We start from the raw sequence: 19,483 nt of genomic DNA, 5'->3' as shown, positions 1-19,483 counted from the left end.
AGTTGACCATGAGCAACCGTGCACGATGTCCCGAGACAGACCGTGCACGATGTCCTGAGACACAACCGCGCACGATGTCCTGAGACTTCACAACTGCCGATCATGCAACCAACTACCGATCACGCCAGCGTCCCGGGCTGCACAGCGGAGGTCAAGGCAGGAAGACCGCCTTGCCCGTCATGTGGCCGCGCCCCAGCTCCGCGACGGCGTCGGGCACCTCCTCCAGCCCGCCCACCCGGCCGATCGCCGGCGCGATCGAGCCGTCCACCACCATCGCGGCAAGCTCGGCGAGGTCCGCGGACCGGGTCACCCCCATGACCGCCACGAGGCGCTGCGGCACGAACAGCGAGACGAGACCGCTCGCCATCGCCCGGTCCATCCCGGCGAGCCACCCCGCCGTGGCCACGCCCGACCCGACCAGCACGGCCGTACCGCTCCGCACGAGAACCGGCCGGAGCTCCCCGAGAGGCCTGTTCCCGGCGGTGTCGATGACGACGTCGTGCTGACCGGCCGCCGTCAGAGGCTCGGCCGTGTAGTCGAGGAACCGCTCGGCGCCCAGCTTCCGCACCAGGTCCTCCTTGCCGCCGCTCGCCACGCCGGTCACCGAGGCGCCGAGCGCTACCGCGATCTGGACGGCGAACGACCCCACGCCGCCGCCCGCACCGATCACCAGGACGCGCTGCCCGGCCGCCACCCGGCCGGCACGCACGGCGATCAGGGCCGTGGACGCCGAGACGGCGAGCGTGGCCGCGGCCTCGGGCGCGACGCCGTCGGGCAGCGCCGCGAGCCTGTCCTCCCGTGCCACGGCGTACTCGGCGAACGCGCCCGAACCCTGACCGAACACCCGGTCACCCACGGACCACCGGGTCACGCCTGGCCCCACCGCGTCGACCACGCCGGCCAGCTCCTGGCCGGAGACCCGGCCACGCGGGCGGGTCAGGCCGAGCCCGAGCCGCGCAACGGGCGGTGTGCCCGTGGTGATGTGCCAGACCCCGGCGTCGAGCGCGGCGGCCAGCACTCTCACCCGAACCTGCCCGTTGCCGGGCTCGGGCACCTCGATGTCATCGAGCCGGAGCACCTCAGGCCCGCCGTAGACGTGCTGCACGATCGCTCTCATTGTTCCTCCTGGGAATAGCCGAAGACGTCGTCGAGCCGTGCGCCGAAGACGTGCGCGATCTGGAAGGCCAGCTCGAGCGTGGGCGAGTAGCGCCCCTGCTCGATCGCGATGACCGTCTGCCGTGTGACGCCGAGCCGGGCCGCAAGCTCGGCCTGGGTGACCCCGCGCTCGGTGCGCAGGTCCTTGATCCGGTTGGTGACGCGGGTGGGCGGCCTCACCATCCGGGCACCCCGACCCTGCGGAAGCCGATCTGCGCGATCGACGTCAGCAGGCTGGAGAGCACGAACGTGAGGTACAGGGCGTTGGCGATCCAGAAGCCGTCCACGTCGAACATCGCCAGCACCATCGCGGCCAGCGCTCCGGCGACCAGCAGCGAGTTCCCGATCTGCTGCGCGCGGCCGTCGATCTCCCGGTCCCGCGGGTCGGGCTTGGTCCCGTCGGACCCGCCGAGGACCATGTTCGCCACCATCGAGACGACGACGGCCCCGCCGATGGTCCAGGCCACCAGGTCCCAGTACTGGACGGAGACGACCGGCTCGCTGCCGGCCCTCGCCAGCAGCAGGCCGACGTACACCAGCCATCCCACCGGCGCGACCACCGCCTGCACCCACGCCGCTCTCTCCAGAGGCTCCACGCCGCCACCGCCCTCGTCACGTTCCGATGTCAAGAATTCTTGACACCCCGAACGATCCTCCAGCGGCGAGCCGGTGTCAAGAATTCTTGACATCGACGGCCAGGATTCACCCGCGAACACGGGAAGGGCGTCAGGCCACCGTCTGATCGGTAAGACGTCGGATGACCGGCAGCCCGGGCTGCCGGTCATCCGACGTCTTACCGATCACGAGGGGTCCAGCGGAACCCGGCTCAGCCCAGCGCGCGCTCCGCCGCCTCCACCACGTTGGCCAGCAGCATCGCCCGCGTCATGGGCCCCACCCCGCCGGGGTTCGGCGACACCCACCCGGCAACGGCCGCGGCCTCCGGCGACACGTCACCCACGACCCGGGACTTCCCGGTCTCGGGGTCCACCGCCCGAGAGACACCGACGTCGATGAGCACCGCACCCGGCTTGACCATGTCGCCCGCCACGATGCCCTGGACACCGGCGGCCGCCACGACCACGTCGGCCCGCCGCACCAGCGAGGCCAGGTCGGCCGTCCCCGTGTGCGTCAGCGTCACCGTCGCGTTGACCGCGCGCCGCGTCAGCAGCAGGCCGATGGGCCGGCCCACGGTGACCCCGCGGCCCAGCACCACCACCTCTTTCCCGGCGAGCGAGATGCCGTGCCGCTCGATCAGCTCGACGATGCCGCGCGGCGTGCACGGCAGCGGGGAGTCGATCTCCTCGGAGACGCGCAGCACGAGCCGCCCCAGGTTGACCGGGTGGAGCCCGTCCGCGTCCTTGGCCGGGTCGATCAGCTCCAGGATCCGGTTGGTGTCGATCCCCTTCGGGAGGGGCAGCTGCACGATGTAGCCGGTGCACGCCGGGTCGGCGTTGAGGCGCGCGACGGCGGCCTCCACGTCCTCCTGCGTGGCGTCGGCGGGCAGGTCCTCGCGGATGGAGGCGATGCCCACCTCGGCGCAGTCGCGGTGCTTGCCCGCGACGTACCACTGGGAACCCGGGTCCTCGCCGACGAGCAGCGTGCCGAGGCCCGGCACCACACCAGCGGCGTGCAGCACGGCCACCCGCTCGGCCAGCTCCTTCTTGATGACGGAGGCGGTGGCCTTGCCGTCCAGCACCGCGGCCGTCACTGGGCCAGCCCGGGGTAGAGCGGGAACTCGGCGGTCAGCTTGGCGACGCGGGCGGACAGCGCGTCGACGTCCGCCGTCGCCCCGTCGCGCAGGGCGATCGCGATGATGTCGGCCACCTCGGTGAACTCGGCGTCGCCGAAGCCGCGCGTGGCGAGCGCCGGCGTGCCGATACGCAGGCCGGACGTGACGCGCGGGGGGCGCGGGTCGAACGGCACGGCGTTGCGGTTCACGGTGATGCCGGCGTCGTGGAGGAGGTCCTCCGCCTGCTGGCCGTCGAGCCTCGAGTTCCGCAGGTCGACGAGGACCAGGTGCACGTCTGTGCCGCCGGTCAGCACGGAGACGCCCGCGCCCGCGACGTCGGCCTCGGAGAGCCGCGCCGCGATGATCGAGGCACCGCGCAGCGTCCGCTCCTGCCGGTCGCGGAACCCGTCCGTGGCCGCGACCTTGAACGACACGGCCTTCGCGGCGATGACGTGCATGAGCGGCCCGCCCTGCTGGCCCGGGAACACGGCGGAGTCGATCTTCTTGCCGTACTCCTCCTTCGACAGGATGAAGCCGGAGCGCGGCCCGCCGATCGTCTTGTGCACCGTGGACGACACGACGTCCGCGTGCGGCACCGGCGACGGGTGCAGGCCCGCGGCGACGAGCCCGGCGAAGTGCGCCATGTCGACCCACAGCTTGGCCCCGACCTCGTCGGCGACCTCGCGGAACGCCGCGAAGTCGAGGTGCCGGGGGTAGGCCGACCAGCCCGCGATGATCACGTCGGGACGGTGCTCGAGCGCCTTCTTGCGCACCTCGTCCATCTCGACGCGGTGCGACTGCGGGTCCACGCCGTAGGCGCCCACGTCGTAGAGCTTGCCGGAGAAGTTGATCTTCATGCCGTGCGTGAGGTGGCCGCCGTGGGCCAGCTCGAGGCCGAGGATCTTGTCGCCCGCGTTGATGAGGGCGTGCAGCACGGCGGCGTTGGCCTGCGCGCCGGAGTGCGGCTGGACGTTCACGTGCTCGGCGCCGAACAGCGACTTCGCGCGGGCGATGGCAAGGTTCTCCGCGATGTCGACCTGCTCGCAGCCGCCGTAGTACCGGCGGCCGGGGTACCCCTCGGCGTACTTGTTCGTGAGGACGGAGCCCTGCGCCTGCAGGACGGCCCGCGGCACGAAGTTCTCTGACGCGATCATCTCGAGGGTGTCCCGCTGGCGAGCGAGCTCCCCGTCGAGGACGGCGGCGATCTCAGGGTCGAGCTCGGCGAGCGGGACGTTCATGACGTCGCTCGAAAGGTCAGGAGTCTGGGCGCTCACTGCGTCTCCTCGGTTCTGGGCTGACTGACGGTTGATCGTGTCAGGCACGCACCTGCGACCGAACCGGGGCGCGCACCTTCCACGAGGTGACCCCGGGCCCAGGCGAACGACCCGTCGTCTGCACAGCACGCCGCTCCCCGGTGGTTGGTCCACCCGTCCGGGCTCGGTGCAAGGCCCGGGTCTGCGCCAGTCGCGACGCGTCACAGCCTAGCAGCGGGGCCCGTCGCACCGCGGGACAGGTCCCCTCCGTGGACGCTGCGACGGGCGCCCGCCGCACGCCGCGGCACAGCGCACGGAGCATCCCTCCGGACGTAGGAAAATTGCTCGGCGCGTTCTCGGCGCGTCGCCCGGGATCCGGCCTGCGGACCCGTCCCCACCCAGTTCCTGGAGTCGTCGTGACCGACGTGCCTGTGGTCGCCCTCAGCGGGGTGACCAAGTTCTTCGGCGGCACCCCTGCCGTCGCCGGCGTGGACCTCGAGGTCCGGGCCGGGGAGCTCCTGTGCCTGCTCGGCCCGTCGGGCTGCGGCAAGACCACGCTGCTCCGTCTCATCGGCGGCTTCGAGCAACCCACCACCGGCACGATCGCCATCAACGGCACGGACGTGACGCGTGTCCCGCCACACCGGCGGACGGTCAACACGGTGTTCCAGTCGTACGCCCTGTTCCCGCACCTGTCCGTCGCGGAGAACGTCGCGTTCGGCCTGCGTCAGCCGCACCCGGGCCGTCCGCGCCTGACCCGCGCCCAGGTCGCCGAGCGCGTCCGGGAGGCCCTCGCCCTCGTCCGGCTCACCGGCCTCGCCGACCGCGCGCCCCGCACCCTCTCCGGCGGCCAGGCGCAGCGCGTCGCCCTGGCCCGCGCGATCGTCAACGAGCCCGACGTCCTGCTCCTCGACGAGCCCCTGTCGGCGCTGGACCGCAGCCTCCGCGAGCAGGTCCAGGTCGAGCTCAAGCTCCTGCAGCGCCGCCTGGGCATCACGTTCGTCCTGGTCACCCACGACCAGGACGAGGCCTTCGCCCTCAGCGACCGCATCGCCGTGCTGCGCGACGGGCGCATCGAGCAGCTCGGCACGCCGCAGGAGGTGTACGAGCGCCCCGCCACGGCGTTCGTGGCCGGCTTCACCGGCACCCAGCACCGCACGGACGGCACGGTGTCCGACGACGGCACGGTCACCTCGGGCGACGGCGTCACCTTCCGCCCGTCCCCGGCAGAGCTGAGGCCGTTCGCGGCCGGCGACCGGGTCACGCTCACCGTCCGGGCCGAGGCGATCCGCGTGTCCGCGACCCGCCCGGCGCTCACCGCGAACGTGCGCCCCGGCGTGCTGGCCGGCAGCTCGTTCCTCGGCTCAGTGGTGCAGCACGTCGTCGTCGCCGGCGGCCAGGAGGTCCTGGCCCGGGTCCCGGCAGGCACCGCGGGCGACGGCGGCACCGCGGCCCCCGCTGAGCCTCTGGTCCCGGGCGCACCGGCCTGGTGCAGCTGGCAGGACGACGCCGTGCGGGTGTACCCCGCCGAGCACGACAGCGCCGCGAACCAGCCCCGCGCCGGGGCGACCCAGACTCCCGAGGCGAGCACCGCCGCCTCGGCCCCGCAAGGACCTGGCTCCGCTGCGGAACCTTGCGGGGACCCCGGTGGCGACCTCGCCGCCGGGCACATCACGAACGAGGAGGCCGCGTGAGCGCCAGTACCCGAGGGCGCGCCACGCGCCCCGCACCCGACCTGAGGATCCTGGTGTCCGCCGCGAGCGCCCCGCGCGTGACGCGGCGGGCGCTGCTGGGTGGCTTCGCCGTGCTGGGCGGCGCGTCCGTCCTGTCCGCGTGCGCGTCCGGCGCGGCGGCCGGGCCGGTCGCGCCGGACGGCAAGCTCGAGAAGTCGCTCAACGTGTACTCGTGGGGCGACTACGAGGCGCCCGACAACGTCCAGTCGTTCCAGGACGAGACCGGCGTGTCCGTGCAGATCGACGCGTTCGCGTCGAACGAGGAGCTGGTCGCGAAGCTGACCGCCGCACGGGGCACGAGCGGCTACGACGTCGTGGTGCCGACGGGCGTGTACGTGCCGGCCATGGTGTCGGCGGGGCTGCTCGGGACGCTGGACCACAGCCTGCTGCCGAACCTCGCCCACGTGGAGGACCAGTACCGCGACCAGCCCTGGGACCCGGGCAACGCGTACACGGTGCCCAAGGCGTGGGGCACCACCGGCTTCGTCTACGACACGCGCGTGATCACCCGCGACCTGACCGGCTGGGCGGACTTCCTGGACGCGGCGGCGAACGAGGCGTCGGGCTCGGTCGCGGTGCTGGACGATGCCATCGAGGTGGCCTCGATCTGGCTGCTCGCCAACGGGCACGACCTGAACACGACCGACGAGGCGGTGCTCGCGCAGTGCGCGGAGGCGCTGGTCGCGGGGCTGTCGCCGCACGTGCGCGCGTTCGCCTCGACGCCGCAGCAGAACATCGTGAACAACGACTTCGCGCTGATCCAGGCGTACAACGGTGACGCCCGCTGGGGCATGCTCGACGGCGACACCGACGCCTGGCGCTGGGTCTACCCGGCCGAGGGTGCGAACCGCTGGATGGACACGTGGGCGATCACGGCGGGGTGCCAGAGCCCCGACGCCGCGCACGTGTTCATCGACTCGATGCTCGACCCCGAGGTCTCCTACTGGGAGATGGACTGGAACGGCTACCCGACGGGCGTGGCCGGGCTCGCCGAGCGCGCGGCCGAGGAGGGCCTCGAGCTGCCCGGCATGGTCTTCCCGCCCGACGACGTCCTCGGGCGGCTCACCGCCGGGCAGGTCACCGAGGCGCAGACCACTCTCGTGGAGATCCTCGGGCGGGTGCAGGCCGCGGCGGGCACGGCATGACGCTCCGCCGTCGGCCCGGGGTCGAGGCGAGGGCGGACCACGCCGCCCTCGCAGCGTTCCCGCTGTGGGCGTGGCTGGCGTTCTTCGTCGTGGTGCCGCTCGGCCTCGTGGCCTGGTACTCGCTCGGCCAGAAACCCAGCCTGTTCTCCCCCGTCGCCGTCACGACGCCGTCGCTCGACCGGTACGCCGAGGTGCTGTCCCCCGTCTTCCTGACGACGTTCTGGGCCACGCTCCGGATCGGCGTGACGGGAACGCTCCTGTGCCTCCTGGTGGCGGTCCCGTTCGCGTACTGGCTGGCGGTGCTGGTGCCCGCCCGGCGCCGGCCGCTGCTGCTGGCGCTCGTGCTGGTCCCGTTCTGGACCAACTTCCTGGTGCGGACGATCGGCTGGCAGGTGATCCTCGCCAAGCAGGGGCTGCTGTACGAGGTGCTGTCATTCCTGCACCTGATGGGGCCCGGGGACGAGGTGGGGATCCTCTACACGCGGGCCGCCGTGCAGCTCGGCGTGGTCTACAACTACCTGCCGCTGATGATCCTGCCGCTGTACGTCGCGTTCGAGCGGACCGATCCCCGGCTGCGCGAGGCCGGGCGGGACCTCGGCGCCGGGCGGCTCCGGACGTTCCTCACCGTCACGCTGCCGCAGGCCGCGCCGGGGGTCGCGGCCGGCTGCCTCCTGGTCTTCGTCCCGCTCATGGGCGACTACCTGACCGCCTCCGTGCTGGGCGGCGCCGACGGGATCATGGCCGGGCAGCTCGTGGCGCAGCAGTTCGGCGCCGCGAACGACTGGGCGCTCGGGTCCGCGATGGCGTTCACCCTCATGGGGCTCGTGCTCGCGACGGTGCTCGTCGTCGGGGCTCTGGGGCTCGTCGGCCGGGGCATGGTGCGCCGGGTGCGGCGGGTGGAGCCGGCGCCCCGGGGAGGGGCGGGATGACCGCCCGGCCGGGGGTCCGGCGTCGGGCGCCGTGGGGCTCCGGGGCGCGGGCGCCGTGGGACTGGACCCGCGTGCTGCTCGGCGGGTGGGGCGTGCTGGTGCTGGTGTTCCTTTTCCTGCCGATCGCCGTGATCGTGGGCTACTCGTTCAACACGGGACGGCTGCTGGGGGCGTTCACGGGCTTCGGGCCGGACGCGTACGTGCGGGCGTTCCAGAACGCGACGATCGTGGGCGCCGTGCGGACGTCCTTGGTGACGGGGGCTCTCGCGTCGCTCGTCGCGACGGTGCTGGGGACGCTCGGCGGCCTCGCGCTGGCGCGGGCCCGCCCGGGGGCCCTGTGGGCGTCGGCGCTGACGGCGCTGCTCGCCGTCACGCTCGTGACGCCGGAGATCATGGACGCCGTGTCGCTCCTGCCGTGGCTCGTCACGCTCGGGACCGACGGCGGCCTGGTGCTGCTCAACGACGGGCTGGTCCGCCTCGTCGTGGCCCACACGAGCGTGGCGCTGGCGACGGTGACGTTCGTGGTGCGCGCCCGGCTCGCCGGGCTCGACCGCTCCCTCGAGGAGGCAGCGGCCGACCTCGGCGCCACCCCCTGGCGCCGGTTCACCCAGGTGACGCTGCCGCTCGCCGCGCCCGCCGTGCTGGCGGGGGCGCTGCTGGCGTTCACGCTGAGCCTCGACAACACGATCGTGTCGTCGTTCGTCCAGGTGCCGGGGTCCACGCCGTGGCCGGTGTACGTGCTCGGGTCGCTGCGTACCGGGCTGCGGCCCGAGGTCGCGGCGGTCTCCACGGTGCTGCTCGCGCTCACCCTCGCGGCGCTGGCCGGGGTGGGGTGGGTGCTGCGCCGGTCGGCCCCACAGGCCGAGGGCGAGACGGAGCTGCTGCGGGCTTTGGCGTAACCCGTCGGCGACTGGGAACGCGCACATCAGGTCGGCACTTCGTCGTCGGATCGGCAGTTCGACGTGCCGATCCGACGACGAAGTGCCGACGTGATGTGCGCGGGACGGCAGGGGCTACGTCAGCCGGCCCCGCCGCTTGCTCACGATGTCCAGCGCCACCGCGAGCAGCAGCACCAGACCCTTGATGACCTGCTGCCACGCCGGGTCCACCGCGAGGATCGAGAGGCCCATGTTCAGCACGCCCATGATGAGCGCGCCGATCATGGCGCCCGAGATGCGGCCCACGCCGCCCGCCACTGCGGTGCCACCGATGAAGCAGGCGGCGATGGCGTCGAGCTCGAAGTTGGTGCCGGCCGCCGCCACGCCCGCGCCCGCGCGCGAGGTGGTGATGATGCCGGCCACCGCCGCGAGCAGGCCCATGTTCACGAAGATCGCGAAGTCGGTGCGCTGGGCGTTCACGCCGGACAGGATCGCCGCGTGGCGGTTGCCACCCACGGCGTAGACGTGCCGGCCGAACACGGTGCGGTTGAGCACGAACGAGAACACCAGGATGAGCGCGCCCACGATGAGCAGCACGATCGGGGTGCCGCGCGCGCTGAGCGACAGCCAGTACGTGACCACGCCGATGAGGAGCGCGATCACCACGAGCTTGGCCACGAAGATGACCGGGGGCTCAGCGGTGAGCTGGTGCTTGATGAGCGCCCGGCGGGCACGCCACTGCGACCAGGCCAGGCCCGCGATGCCGACGAGGCCGATGACGAGCGTCAGCCCGTCCGCCTGCCCGGCGAAACCGAGCAGCGGCGGCAGGTAGCCGCCCGCGATCGCGTTGAACTCCGCCGGCAGGCCCGCCACGGTGGTGCCCACGAGCACGATCGCGAGGCCGCGGAAGATGAGCATGCCCGCGAGCGTCACGATGAACGCGGGGATCCCCACGTACGCGATCCAGAACCCCTGCCAGGCGCCCACGAGAGCGCCGACGAGAAGGGCGACGAGCACCGTGGCGAACCAGGGCAGCTCCCAGTCGACCAGCATGATGGCCGCCAGGCCGCCCACGAACGCCGCCACGGACCCCACCGACAGGTCGATGTGGCCGGCGACGATCACCATGACCATGCCGATGGCCAGGATCATCACGTAGGCGTTCTGCTGGATGAGGCTCGCGATGTTGTCCGGGTACAGCAGCCGGCCCTCCGTGAGGACCTGGAACAGCAGCACGATCACGAGCAGCGCCGCGACGATCCCGTACTGGCGGACGTTGCGGCCGAGGTACTCCCGCACCACGTTCATCGGGTCTTCTCCATCGTCATGTAACGCATCAGTTCTTCCTGTGTGGCCCGCTCGCGCGGCACCTCCCCCGTGATCCTGCCCTGCGACATCGCATAGATGCGGTCGCAGAGGCCGATGAGCTCGGGCAGCTCCGAGGAGATGACGATCACGGCCTTCCCGGCATCGGCGAGGGCGTTGATGATCCCGTAGATCTCGTACTTGGCGCCGACGTCGATCCCACGCGTCGGCTCGTCGAGGATCAGCACGTCGGGGTCCGAGAACACCCACTTGCTGAGCACGACCTTCTGCTGGTTGCCGCCGGACAGCTTGCCGACGACGGACTCGACGGTAGGCGCCTTGATCCGGAAGTCCTGCCGGTACTTCTCGGCGACGCCCGCCTCCTCCTCGCTGCGGATGACACCCCACCAGGACGCGAGCTTGCCCAGCGCCGAGGTGGAGATGTTCTCGCGGACGGTCTGGATGAGGTTGAGCCCGAACTTCTTGCGGTCCTCGGTGGCGTAGGCGAGCCCGTGGGCGATGGCCTGCGACACGTTGCGCGCGTGGATCTCCGTGCCGCCCTTGTACAGGCGGCCCGAGATGCGGGTGCCGTAGGAGTGCCCGAAGACGCTCATCGCGAGCTCGGTCCGTCCTGCGCCCATGAGCCCCGCGAGGCCGACGATCTCGCCCGCGCGCACGGTGATGGTGGCCCCGTCCACGACCTTGCGCTCCGTGTCGACCGGGTGGTGCACGGTCCAGTCCTCGATCCGGAGCACCTCCTCGCCGAGGGTGGACTCGTGGTCGGGGAAGCGGCTGTCCAGCGGACGGCCCACCATGCCGCGGATGATGCGGTCCTCGGTGATGCCCTCGCCGTGCAGGTCGAGCGTCTCGATGGTGCGCCCGTCGCGGATGACCGTGACCCGGTCGGCGATCGCGGTGATCTCGTTCAGCTTGTGGCTGATGATGATGCAGGTGATGCCGCGTTCGCGCAGGTTCCGGATCAGGTCCAGGAGGTGCGCGCTGTCCTCGTCGTTCAGGGCCGCGGTGGGCTCGTCGAGGATCAGCACGTTGACGCGCTTGGACAGCGCCTTGGCGATCTCGACGAGCTGCTGCTTGCCCACGCCCAGGTCCGACGGCGTGGTCTCCGGCTTCTCCGCCAGGCCCACCTCCGCGAGCAGGCGGGCCGCCTCGGAGCGCGTGGTGCCCCAGTCGAGGACGCCGCCGCTCGCCCGCTCGTTGCCCAGGAAGATGTTCTCCGCGATCGAGAGGTAGGGGATCAGCGCCAGCTCCTGGTGGATGATGACGATGCCCTCGGCCTCGCTGTCCTTGATCCCGCCGAAGCGCGCGGGCGCGCCCTCGACGAGGATCTCCCCCTCGTACGAGCCGTGAGGGTAGACGCCGGACAGCACCTTCATCAGGGTCGACTTCCCGGCCCCGTTCTCGCCGCAGATCGCGTGCACCTCGCCGCGCCGCACCTCCAGCGTGACGTCCTGCAACGCCTTGACGCCCGGGAACTCCTTGGTGATCCCCAGCATCTGGAGGACAAAGTCCTCCGGCCGGTCCTCGGCCTTCGATTCGTTCATCGCCTTCTCCAGCGTCGTTCGTCCGCCGCGGGTGGCCCGACGGCGGTAGCTCGCCCTGGTCTGTCGCCTCACCGGGGGCGAGGCGACAGACCAGGGCGAGCCGGTGCGTCGTGGGGACTTACGATCAGAGACCGAGCTCCGACGCGTCGAAGAAGCCGGACTCGACGAGGGCCGACTCGACGTCGTCCTTCGTCACGACCTGCGGCTCGAGGAGGAACGACGGGACGACCTTCTCACCGTTGTCGTAGGTCTCGGTGTCGTTCACCTCGGGCTCCTCGCCCGCGACGATGCTGTCGACCATCTTCGCGACCTGGTTGCCCAGGGTGCGCGTGTCCTTCCAGACGGACATGGACTGCTTGTCGGCCAGGATGTTCTTGGTGTTCGCGAGGTCCGCGTCCTGACCGGTGATGACCGGGTACTCGGCGCCCGGGGCGTAGCCGGCGCTCTCCAGGGCCTGCGCGATGCCGAGGGCAAGCGAGTCGTTCGGCGACAGGACGACGTTGACCTTCTTGTCCTGGTAGAACGAGTTGAGGCGGTTCTCCATCTCGGACTGGGCCTTGGCCGACTCCCAGCCCTGGATGCCGATGCTGGTCCACTCGTCGACCGAGGCCGGGGACTTGCCGGACGGGACCACGAGCTGGCCCGACTCGACGTAGGGCAGAAGCACGTCCCAGGCGCCCTTGAAGAAGAACTTGGCGTTGTTGTCGTCCGGGGAGCCGGCGAAGGGCTCGAGGTTGAACGGGCCCTCGCCGTCCTTCAGGCCGAGCTGCTCCTCGATGAACTGGCCCTGGAGCGTGCCGACGAGCTCGTTGTCGAACGTGGCGTAGTAGTCCACGTCCGGGGTGCCGTTGATCAGGCGGTCGTACGCGATGACCGTGGCGTCCTTGGCCTTGGCGTCCGCGAGGACCGGCGCGAGCGCCGTGCCGTCGATCGAGGCGACGACGAGGATGTCGGCGCCCTCGTTGACCATGTTCTGGATCTGCGTGATCTGCTGCTCGACCTTGTTGTCGGCGTACTGCAGCGAGACCTTGTAGCCGGCCTCCTCGAGGAGCGCCTTCAGGTGGTCGCCGTCGTTGTTCCAGCGTTCGAGGCTGCGGGTCGGCATCGCGATGCCGACGATCGTCTCCTCGGCGGCGGCGCTCTCGCCACCGGTCGTGCCCTCGCGCTCCGCGCTGCAGGCGGCGAGGCCCGTCAGCGCCAGGGTGGCGGCCGCGAAGCCGGCCGCAGCACGGCCGAGCGTCCTACGCATCGACATCATCGTCATACCTCTTCGTCGTCGAATCGTGATACCGGCGCGTCAGAGCGCCTGCAGTCGGAGAACATATCACCTTGAGTTCGCTTGTTGACCAGAGATGCGAGGTCGTGACCAAATTGTGTTCGAGACTCAAAGTCAAGCCACGGCAAGGTACGCTCCCTGGGTGAACGACGGCCGGTCCACGAGCGGGTCGCAGACCTCTCTGCGCGAGGCGAACCGTGGCCGCATCGTCGAGGCGGTCAAGCGGTTCGGGGGCCTCACGCAGGTCGAGCTCGCCGAGGCCACGGGCCTCTCCACGGCAACGGTGTCGACGATCGTCAAAGAGCTCACCGGAGCCGGCGTCGTCGACACCCACACCACCTCCCGCTCCGGACGGCGCGCCACCCGGGTCACGATCGCCCGCCGCGTGGGCCTCGTCGCGGGCGTGCACGTCGGGCACCGGCACCTGCGTGTGGCCCTCAGCGACCTGGGGCTCGAAGTCGTCGCCGACCAGCAGCTCCCCCTGCCGTCGGACCACCGCGTCGACACCACCCTCGACCGCACCGCCCTGCTGATCGTCGACCTGCTCGAGCGCGTCGGCGCAGACCTCGACGAGCTGCTGGGCGTCGGCGTCGCCCTCCCTGCACCCGTCGACTCCGCCACCGGGATGATCTCCGTGCGCGGCACGATGCGCGGCTGGGACGACCTGCACATCGGCCAGGTGCTGTCGAAGCGGCTCGCGCGGCCGGTCTTCGTCGACAACGACGCGAACCTCGGCGCGCTCGCCGAGCACGACCTCGGCGCCGCCCGGACGCACAGCGACTCCGTCTACGTCCGTGTCTCGTACACGACCGGCGCGGGCATCATCCTCAACGACCACCTGCACCGCGGGTTCGCCGGGACGGCGGGCGAGATCGCGCACGTGCAGGTGGACCCCCAGGGCCAGATCTGCCGCTGCGGCAACCGCGGCTGCCTCGACACCGTGACGGGCGAGGCAGCCCTCCTCGGCCTGCTGCGCACCAGCCACGGCGACCTCACGCTGCGCGACGTCGTGACGCTCTGCCGCGAGGGCGACCCCGGCTGCAACCGGGCCGTCGCGGACGCCGGGCACCGCGTGGGGCTGGTGGTTGCCGGGCTCGTCACCGTGCTGAACCCGCAGGTGGTCGTCGTGGGCGGCGAGCTGGCGCGCGCAGGGGATACCTTGATCGACGCGCTGCGCGAGACGATGTCCCGGCAGGCGCTGCCGAACCGCATCGCCCCGCTGGAGGTGGTCGCGAGCGAGCTCGGCGACCGGGCGGAGATGCTGGGCGCCCTCGCTCTGGCCCGCCGCGAGACCGACGTGGCCCACGACGAGGCCCGCCGACGCAAGATGGACGCACGACCAGGAGAAGAGGTGACCACGCCATGAGGCGGTCAACGACGCCCGCACTCTCGCTGCACGGGATCGACAAGGCGTTCGGGCCGGTCCAGGCCCTGTCAGGCGTGGACCTCGACGTCCATGCCGGAGAGGTCGTCGCGCTCGTGGGCGACAACGCCGCCGGCAAGTCGACGCTCGCCAAGATCGTCGCGGGGGTGCTCTCCCCCGACGCCGGGCTGATCGAGGTGGACGGCCGGCCGGTGACCATCCCGTCGGCCTCGGTCGCGCGCAGCCTCGGCATCGCCAGCGTGTTCCAGGACCTCGCCCTGTGCGAGAACCTCGACGTGGTGCAGAACCTCTACCTCGGCCAGGAGCTGCGCCGCGGGCGCTCGCTCGACGAGGCGGCCATGGAGGACCGGGCCCGCGAGATCCTGCGCAGCCTCACGTCCCGCATCCCGTCGGTCCGGACGCCCGTGTCCGTGCTGTCCGCCGGGCAGCGGCAGACCGTGGCCATCGCGCGCACGCTGCTCGGCGACCCCCGGCTCGTGGTGCTCGACGAGCCGACGGCGTCCCTGTCCGTGTCCCAGACGGCGGAGGTGCTCACCCACATCGAGTCCCTGCGCGACCTGGGCCACGCCGTGATCCTGATCAGCCACAACATGACCGACGTGCGCGCGGTCGCCGACCGCGTCGAGGTACTCCGGCACGGGCGCAACAACGGCTCGTTCTCCTCCGCCGGGGCCTCCTACGAGGAGGTCATCGCGGCGATCACCGGAGCGAGCCGGCCGACGGCGGTCGCTGGCTAGCGCTTCCGCGCACAGCAAAGCTGTCAGGAAAGGCTCAAGAGATCCAGGCCTGGCGCTCCCCGGTAGATCTTGTCCGCGGCCAAGAGCGGTGCGCCCAGCGCGATGGCAGTTGCAGCGACCCAGCGATCACCCGTGTGGACCTTCGACGCGAGCCCGTGACCCCCACGCCGGGAGTCGGACGCAAGATTTGCGTACGCCACGACGACGTCGTTCGTCACCGGAACCGTCGCGGTACGGTCCAGGACGTCCTGCACCACCGCTCGACGAGACTCGCCCCAGTTGCTGGAGAGGAGACCGTAGAGCACCTCAGCCCGCGTCTGGGTGGCGATGACGACGGTCCGGCCGGTCAGCGCCTCGCGCCACTTCTCGGTCTCGTCGGACTTCTGTTTGCGGACGAAGATGTGGGACCACACGTCGGTATCAAGAATGACGATGCGTGCGTCGCTGCCGCTCGCGCTCATTGGCCGGTCACCATGAACAGGAAGTCCGCCCACTCGTCGTCGTCAAGGTCGACACCACCATCAGGGTCCGGCCCGACGTAGTTCGTCGGCGGCGACCATTCTGAGGGGTCAAGGTGCTGTCGGAACAGGTCAGGAAGGGTCACACCAGTGAGAACCGGCTCGGAGATCGACACCAACCGACCACGTGAGTCCGGGGTGGGCAGGCCACTCGCCCGTACACGCCGGTCAATGAGCCGTGCCACGTTCTGAGCGTCCTCGACATCACGCAACGCGATCCGGTGACCGAGATCGTCGACGATGCGGAACCGGTTGGTACGCAGGTCGACGGCTTCGAGGCGGCCGACGACTGTCACCGGCTCCGCTGCCGGCTCAGTCGCCGCGACCCGCCATACCGTGCGGTCCTTCTCCGCTGGACGGAACTCGATCCACGCACCGTCCTGTCGCGTCACACTGACCACAGGCGCCGCGTGCTGCAACGCGTCAAGGAGCTGGACGGCTGTCTCTCGCACAGAGGCGGGCGTGTCCGCAGGCGGCGCGTCGCTCCCAAGCGCCGTGACGATCTCCCAGAACTTGGTCGTGACCTCACGTTCGAACGGAAGATCGAGGTCGAGGGTGTCGTGCGTCCCTGCCCGGATCTCCAGGATTGTGCTGCCGGGACGCGTCGCCGCCAGCCGCAGCGCGGCGGCGCTCTCTACCAGGCTCGGTGACCGACCTGCACGGTCGATGTCTGCGACCCACCGGCTCACCCGGGTGGAGAGCTCCTGCAGGCGACCACCGATCGCAGCGAGGTCGACCAGAGCGATCTCCCCCTGGGGCAGGGGCATCCCTTGCAGCCGGAACTCGAACTGCTGCGTCACTACGACCACCTCTTCCGACCGGACAAACAGCAACTCTAGTGGACAAGCCTGGGCTGCACCCCCCGACACGAGGACCTGCTCGCGATCAACTCGCCGACACCCCGTCTCCTTCACGGCTAGCGCCTCTGCGCCGCGCGGATCACCGCCTCAGCGGTCTCGGTGACGTTCCTGCCGTCCTCGTCCGCACGCCGGAGCAGCTCGTCGTAGGCGTCCGACAGGTCGACCCCGAGGTGGTGGGCCAGGACTCCCTTGGCCTGCTCGATCACGACCCGGCCCTCGAGCGCGCGGACGAGGTTGCTGGCGAGCTCCCGTTCCTGGAGCCGCTGCGGCTGCACCAGGGCCAGCGTGGCGACGTCGGCGAACGCCTGGGCGAGCTCGCGCGCGTCGTCGCCCAGCTCGACGGAACCGCCGGAGAACAGGTTCAACCCACCGACGGCCTGGTCCCGCCACCGGAGAGGGAACGCGTGGACGGTCCCGAAGCCCGCAGCGACGATCTGCGGGCCGATCCGGGGCCAGCGGGCGACGACGGCCGCCGGCCCGACCTCGCTGACCTGCTTGACCGCCGCGATCACGTCGACGCACGGCCCCTCGTCGGTCTGGGCCTGGAAGACCTCGAGCTCGGCGGCCCGGTGCGAGGTGGCGCTGAGGAGCTCGAGCTCCCCGTGGGGGTCGCGGACGAGCACGGCCGCCGCGTCGGCCGGCACAAAGGCACTCACGTCGCGGAGGAGCTGGACGAGGAGGCTGGGGACGTCGTGGTCGCGCAGCAGCGCGGAGGTGGTCTCGGCGAGCGCTTGGGCGGAGGTCCGGGTGCTCATCGCTCCTCGTTTCCCTGGTTGTCGTTCGAAGAGATCCGGTCGTCCTGGTCGCGGTCGGCGCTGAATCTCAGGCGCCCCTCCAGCACGTCCGCGGCCACGTCGTCGAGCGTCCTGTCGTAGGCGAAGGCATGCGCGCGGAGCAGGGCGAACGCGTCCTCGGTGCTGACGGCCAGCTGGGCGACCACCATGCCCGTGGCCTGGTGCACCCGCGCCCGTCGCGGCCAGCTGGGCGGTTCCGTGACGGCGGAGTCCGGGTCGGCCAGGAGCGCGGTGCCCACCGCGTCGGCGAGGAACTGTGCGTCCGCGACGCCGTACCGCAGGTCTCCCGAGGTGGCGTACAGGGTGAGCACCCCGATCGTGTTCCCCGACGGCCGCATCGGGATGGCGAAGACCGTGAGCGCACCCGCCACGGTCCCGGCGAGCTCGGTGAAGACGGGGTACGGACCACCCCGCTTGCCGTCGACGGCGGTGATCACCGCGCGGTTCTCACGAAAGGCCGTCTGGCCGGGCCCCTCGCCGAGGACCTCCTGGAGGTTCTCGATGATCGCCGACGTGTCGTTCGACGCGCTCACCGTGAGCCGCTCCAGGCTCGTGGAAGCGAGCGTGAGGGCACCGCCGTCCGCGCCCATCACCTCGACGCTCGCCCGGCACAGCCGCGCGGCGAACGGTTCGTCCTTGTCGGCGTGGGCAAGGCTCTGCGCGAGGAGACCGAGCATGTTCGTCCGGTCCGTCATGGTCGAGCCTTCCTGTGGCTGCGGGTCCCGTCACGGCCCGCAGCTCCAGTCTGCACCGTGCTGAGGCCCGGGGGACCGGCTACGCGGAGCCGCCCGCCTTGCGGGCGTCCATCTGGCCGAGCACCCGCCGCAGGTAGGTGTAGGTGAGGTCGCCGGCCGCCTTGTCGAACTGCTCCTCGTAGCCGTTCTTGGTGTACATCTGCAGGTTGTGCTTGGAGTCCTTGCCGGTGAAGACCCAGATCTCCGTGATCTGCTCAGGCAGGTAGGGCAGCACCGCGAAGAGCATCTGGGTGCCGATACCACGGCCCTGCTTGTCGGGCGCGACGGCGAGGCGCCCGAGGGTCGCCTTCTCCCCTTCGACCTCGACGCGCACGGAGCCGATGAGCCGGTGGCCCTCCCACGCGCCGATCGTGACGACGTCCTCGCGCGCCAGGTCTGCCCGGAGCTCCGCGAGACTCTGGGTGAGGGGCGGGATGTGCGGGTCGTCGTACAGCTGGGCCTCGCTCACGAACGCCGCGCGGCGCAGCGTGAGCAGCTCGCCCGCCTGGTCGTCCTCGACCAGCCGGATCGTCGTGGTGGCGTCGTTCATGGGTCCATCGTGTCAGAGATCGGGACCCGAGGGCACGCCTCGGCCGCGGTAGATAGCCTGTGGGGGTGTCCAGCACCAACCCGCACTGGGTCCTGACCCTGTCCTGCCCCGACCGTCCCGGGATCGTGCACGCCGTGGCGGGAGTTCTCGCCGAGCACGGCGGGAACATCACGGAGTCGCAGCAGTTCGGGGACCCGGTGTCGGGACTGTTCTTCATGCGGGTGCAGGTCGAGTCCGGCGCGTCACGCGAGGAGCTCGAGGCGGCCCTCGCGCCCGTCGCCGCGGAGTTCACGATGACGTGGCACCTCGACCTCGTCGGGCGCCGGGTGCGCACCCTCGTCATGGTGTCCAAGGCGGCGCACTGCCTCGTGGACCTGCTCTACCGCGAGCGGTCGCAGAACATGCCCATCGACGTGGTCGGCGTGGTGGGCAACCACCGCGACCTCGAGGACATGGCCACGTTCTACGGCAAGCCGTTCCACCACGTGCCGGTGAGCGCCGCGACGAAACCCGCGTCCGAGGCCGAGCTGCTGCGGCTCGTCGAGGAGCTCGACGTCGAGGTCGTGGTCCTCGCCCGCTACATGCAGATCCTGTCCGACGACCTGTGCCGCAAGCTCGAGGGGCGGATCATCAACATCCACCACTCGTTCCTGCCGTCGTTCAAGGGCGCCCAGCCGTACCGGCAGGCCCACGACCGCGGCGTGAAGATCATCGGCGCCACGTCGCACTACGTCACGGGCGACCTCGACGAAGGGCCCATCATCGAGCAGGACGTGGAGCGCGTGGACCACTCGCGGGCGGTCGAGGACCTGGTGGCCATCGGCGAGGACGTGGAGCGCCGCACCCTGGCCCGCGCCGTGCGGTGGCACGCCGAGCACCGGGTGCTGCTGGACGGCCACCGCACGGTGGTCTTCCGCTGACGATCTCGTCAGGTCCGCTTC

Annotated in this window: 20 protein-coding genes and 1 riboswitch; of the genes, 7 read left to right on the top strand and 13 right to left on the bottom strand. The window is 71.2% G+C overall.

Annotation, left to right across the window (positions count from 1 at the left end):
• Window positions 1-151: 151 nt before the first annotated feature.
• The 5 genes from D1350_RS03580 to glyA form a co-directional block, all read right to left on the bottom strand.
• Window positions 152-1,117: an NAD(P)-dependent alcohol dehydrogenase gene (locus D1350_RS03580; protein WP_125773855.1), complete on the bottom strand. Its 966-nt coding sequence runs from the start codon at window positions 1,115-1,117 to the stop codon at window positions 152-154.
• Window positions 1,114-1,338, bottom strand: coding sequence for a helix-turn-helix transcriptional regulator (locus tag D1350_RS03575; protein ID WP_125773853.1), 225 nt, complete (start codon window positions 1,336-1,338; stop codon window positions 1,114-1,116). The genes D1350_RS03580 and D1350_RS03575 overlap by 4 nt, the downstream gene beginning before the upstream one ends.
• Complete coding sequence (locus D1350_RS03570; protein WP_125773851.1) at window positions 1,332-1,784, bottom strand: hypothetical protein; 453 nt, start codon at window positions 1,782-1,784, stop codon at window positions 1,332-1,334. The genes D1350_RS03575 and D1350_RS03570 overlap by 7 nt, the downstream gene beginning before the upstream one ends.
• A 197-nt stretch (window positions 1,785-1,981) precedes the next feature.
• Complete coding sequence (locus tag D1350_RS03565) at window positions 1,982-2,863, bottom strand: bifunctional methylenetetrahydrofolate dehydrogenase/methenyltetrahydrofolate cyclohydrolase (protein ID WP_125773849.1); 882 nt, start codon at window positions 2,861-2,863, stop codon at window positions 1,982-1,984.
• Window positions 2,860-4,122, bottom strand: a complete 1,263-nt coding sequence (gene glyA / locus D1350_RS03560; protein WP_125774027.1) for a serine hydroxymethyltransferase — start codon at window positions 4,120-4,122, stop codon at window positions 2,860-2,862. Before glyA ends, D1350_RS03565 begins: the two co-directional genes overlap by 4 nt.
• Window positions 4,123-4,247: 125 nt before the next feature.
• A riboswitch (ZMP/ZTP riboswitch) is annotated at window positions 4,248-4,362 on the bottom strand.
• A 191-nt stretch (window positions 4,363-4,553) separates the two neighbouring features.
• Between glyA and D1350_RS03555 the strand changes: the two genes are divergently transcribed.
• The 4 genes from D1350_RS03555 to D1350_RS03540 are packed head-to-tail and all read left to right on the top strand — an operon-like array spanning window position 4,554 to window position 8,843.
• On the top strand, window positions 4,554-5,831 hold the full coding sequence (locus D1350_RS03555; RefSeq protein WP_170180907.1) for an ABC transporter ATP-binding protein: 1,278 nt from the start codon (window positions 4,554-4,556) through the stop codon (window positions 5,829-5,831).
• A complete protein-coding gene (locus D1350_RS03550) occupies window positions 5,828-7,015 on the top strand; it encodes a polyamine ABC transporter substrate-binding protein (protein WP_164545003.1) in 1,188 nt (395 codons plus the stop codon). Before D1350_RS03555 ends, D1350_RS03550 begins: the two co-directional genes overlap by 4 nt.
• Window positions 7,012-7,944 carry an ABC transporter permease gene (locus tag D1350_RS03545; protein ID WP_125773845.1) on the top strand — a complete coding sequence of 311 codons (933 nt, stop codon included), beginning with the start codon at window positions 7,012-7,014 and terminating at the stop codon, window positions 7,942-7,944. Before D1350_RS03550 ends, D1350_RS03545 begins: the two co-directional genes overlap by 4 nt.
• Entirely contained in the window at window positions 7,941-8,843 is a 903-nt protein-coding gene (locus tag D1350_RS03540) for an ABC transporter permease (protein WP_125773843.1), read from the top strand. The genes D1350_RS03545 and D1350_RS03540 overlap by 4 nt, the downstream gene beginning before the upstream one ends.
• 114 nt (window positions 8,844-8,957) lie before the next feature.
• Here D1350_RS03540 and mmsB read toward each other — a convergent pair whose 3' ends face one another.
• The 3 genes from mmsB to chvE form a co-directional block, all read right to left on the bottom strand.
• Window positions 8,958-10,130 (bottom strand): multiple monosaccharide ABC transporter permease, encoded by a 1,173-nt coding sequence (mmsB, locus tag D1350_RS03535; protein ID WP_125773841.1) that lies wholly within the window; start codon window positions 10,128-10,130, stop codon window positions 8,958-8,960.
• A complete protein-coding gene (mmsA, locus tag D1350_RS03530) occupies window positions 10,127-11,689 on the bottom strand; it encodes a multiple monosaccharide ABC transporter ATP-binding protein (protein ID WP_125773839.1) in 1,563 nt (520 codons plus the stop codon). Before mmsA ends, mmsB begins: the two co-directional genes overlap by 4 nt.
• A 124-nt stretch (window positions 11,690-11,813) precedes the next feature.
• Entirely contained in the window at window positions 11,814-12,938 is a 1,125-nt protein-coding gene (gene chvE / locus D1350_RS03525; protein WP_420807795.1) for a multiple monosaccharide ABC transporter substrate-binding protein, read from the bottom strand.
• Between the two features lie 169 nt (window positions 12,939-13,107).
• On the opposite strand from chvE, the gene D1350_RS03520 reads away from it, so the two are divergent.
• Window positions 13,108-14,331: an ROK family transcriptional regulator gene (locus tag D1350_RS03520; RefSeq protein WP_240643840.1), complete on the top strand. Its 1,224-nt coding sequence runs from the start codon at window positions 13,108-13,110 to the stop codon at window positions 14,329-14,331.
• On the top strand, window positions 14,328-15,086 hold the full coding sequence (locus tag D1350_RS03515; protein WP_125773836.1) for an ATP-binding cassette domain-containing protein: 759 nt from the start codon (window positions 14,328-14,330) through the stop codon (window positions 15,084-15,086). Before D1350_RS03520 ends, D1350_RS03515 begins: the two co-directional genes overlap by 4 nt.
• Before the next feature lie 23 nt (window positions 15,087-15,109).
• Here D1350_RS03515 and D1350_RS03510 read toward each other — a convergent pair whose 3' ends face one another.
• The 5 genes from D1350_RS03510 to D1350_RS03490 form a co-directional block, all read right to left on the bottom strand.
• Window positions 15,110-15,547, bottom strand: coding sequence for a PIN domain-containing protein (locus tag D1350_RS03510; RefSeq protein WP_125773834.1), 438 nt, complete (start codon window positions 15,545-15,547; stop codon window positions 15,110-15,112).
• Window positions 15,544-16,404, bottom strand: a complete 861-nt coding sequence (locus D1350_RS03505; protein ID WP_125773832.1) for a hypothetical protein — start codon at window positions 16,402-16,404, stop codon at window positions 15,544-15,546. The genes D1350_RS03510 and D1350_RS03505 overlap by 4 nt, the downstream gene beginning before the upstream one ends.
• Window positions 16,405-16,520: 116 nt before the next feature.
• Window positions 16,521-17,219 carry a GAF and ANTAR domain-containing protein gene (locus D1350_RS03500; protein ID WP_125773830.1) on the bottom strand — a complete coding sequence of 233 codons (699 nt, stop codon included), beginning with the start codon at window positions 17,217-17,219 and terminating at the stop codon, window positions 16,521-16,523.
• A complete protein-coding gene (locus tag D1350_RS03495; RefSeq protein ID WP_125773828.1) occupies window positions 17,216-17,953 on the bottom strand; it encodes a GAF and ANTAR domain-containing protein in 738 nt (245 codons plus the stop codon). Before D1350_RS03495 ends, D1350_RS03500 begins: the two co-directional genes overlap by 4 nt.
• A 79-nt stretch (window positions 17,954-18,032) precedes the next feature.
• Window positions 18,033-18,542 (bottom strand): GNAT family N-acetyltransferase, encoded by a 510-nt coding sequence (locus D1350_RS03490; protein WP_125773826.1) that lies wholly within the window; start codon window positions 18,540-18,542, stop codon window positions 18,033-18,035.
• Window positions 18,543-18,601: 59 nt separating this feature from the next.
• Between D1350_RS03490 and purU the strand changes: the two genes are divergently transcribed.
• Window positions 18,602-19,462 carry a formyltetrahydrofolate deformylase gene (purU, locus tag D1350_RS03485; RefSeq protein WP_420807794.1) on the top strand — a complete coding sequence of 287 codons (861 nt, stop codon included), beginning with the start codon at window positions 18,602-18,604 and terminating at the stop codon, window positions 19,460-19,462.
• Window positions 19,463-19,483: the final 21 nt, after the last annotated feature.

The organism is Antribacter gilvus (assembly GCF_003946865.1).
Lineage (GTDB): Bacteria > Actinomycetota > Actinomycetes > Actinomycetales > Cellulomonadaceae > Antribacter > Antribacter gilvus.
This window is presented reverse-complemented; position numbering and strand designations above follow the sequence as displayed.